The following is a 1,531-nucleotide window of genomic DNA, read 5'->3' on the forward strand; positions in this document are numbered from 1 at the left end:
ACTCAACTTTCGCACCAAGAAAATCGCAATGAATTCAACGCCCATGAGCACCTGTTGGGTCTGACATACAGTGCTTGACATTAGGTTTAGACATAAAAAAACACCTCAACTTTTGGTATAGTTGATTTATCGAGAATCACTACCAAAATAGAAGAGGTGTCACCTACTATGATAGCGAAAAACAACCCGACTAATCAACTGCCAAATGAAATGAAATCGACATTCAAAGAATTAAATATGTTCAAACACTTACGGAATGCAGGTATTAGGAAGTCCTTTGGGTTTTCCTGTGCTTACATTTTCCAGTTAATCTTTTGTTTGATCCTTGAGAACAAAAACTGGTTTCGGATGCTTGAAAGCAAGAAAGCCACGGAGGTTCCGGCCAAGGATACCGTTTATCGGTTTCTGAACCAATCGACGTTCAACTGGCGCCGCTTTCTGCTTTTACTGGTCGCTCATACGATTGGAAAGGTGTCAAAGCTGACGCGTCATGACCGCCCGAAGGTATTCATTTTAGATGATTCATCCTATGATCGGAACCGAAGTAAACACGTGGAGCTTTTGGCTCGCTGCTTTGATCACGCCTCCCAGAAAATGCGCTTCTACAAAGGTTTCCGCATGTTGACATTGGGATGGTCTGATGGGGCTACATTCCTGCCCGTTGACTTTTCGTTATTGAGTTCGAAAAAGAGTCAGATCAACGGTATTTCTGAAAATGTTGATAAACGCAGTTCCGGTTACAAACGTCGTAAAGAAGCGTTACAAACGGCTCCAGAACAAATTCCGGGTATGATTGCACGGGCAATGAAAGCCGGCATTGACGCCTCCTATGTGCTGATGGATTCATGGTTCACCCAACAGCCTCTCATTAAAGACCTTACAGAACAAGGCCTGAGCGTGATTGGTATGGTCAAAAAGTTAAAGCAGCGTTACCTCGTAGATGGCAAGCGCGTTAGCTTGGACCAGTTATATCGTTTGGCTACACCAACGGATGGAAAAAAGGACATTTTACGCTCGATTCACGCAACACAAGCCAATGGTGTCCCGGTGAAAATGGTTTTCGTTCGCAATCGAAACAAAAAAAGTGATTGGCTTGCGATTCTAAGCACAGACTGTACACTGAGTGATCAGGAAATCATCCGCATTTACGGCATGCGCTGGGATATTGAAGTTTTCTTCAAAACAACAAAGTCCCTTTTAAAGCTCCAAAAGGAATTCCAAAGCCGTTCCTATGACGCGCTCATCAGCCATACAACGATTGTGTTTGCACGGTATATTGTGCTGTCATGGCAAAACCGCTGCAGTACAGATGACCGAACCTTAGGCGGCTTGTTTTATGAATTATGCGATGAAGTAAATGACCTCGATTGGGCTGTTGCATTACAACAGTTAATCGAGCTTCTTGAAGATACCCTAAAACATACCAATAAACGAATACAAAAGTTAATCAAAAGTCAATTACAACAATGGATTGCAGGTTTACCCAACTATATTAGGATATACCTGTCTATTTCGGCCTGCGAAAGTTGAG

At 42.9% G+C, this 1,531-nt stretch carries 1 protein-coding gene; it reads left to right on the forward strand.

What is annotated here, in order from left to right; genetic code table 11:
- The first annotated feature begins 168 nt into the window (after window positions 1–168).
- Window positions 169–1,530: an IS4 family transposase gene (locus AVZ68_RS19405; RefSeq protein ID WP_059106227.1), complete on the forward strand. Its 1,362-nt coding sequence runs from the start codon at window positions 169–171 to the stop codon at window positions 1,528–1,530.
- Window position 1,531 lies beyond the last annotated feature (1 nt).

It is taken from the genome of Shouchella shacheensis (assembly GCF_001484965.1).
GTDB lineage: Bacteria > Bacillota > Bacilli > Bacillales > Bacillaceae_D > Shouchella > Shouchella shacheensis.

Coding starts and splice junctions, on each gene's coding strand:
- AVZ68_RS19405 (WP_059106227.1), top strand. CDS start 169: ATGATAGCGAAAAACAACCCGACTAATCAACTGCCAAATGAAATGAAA.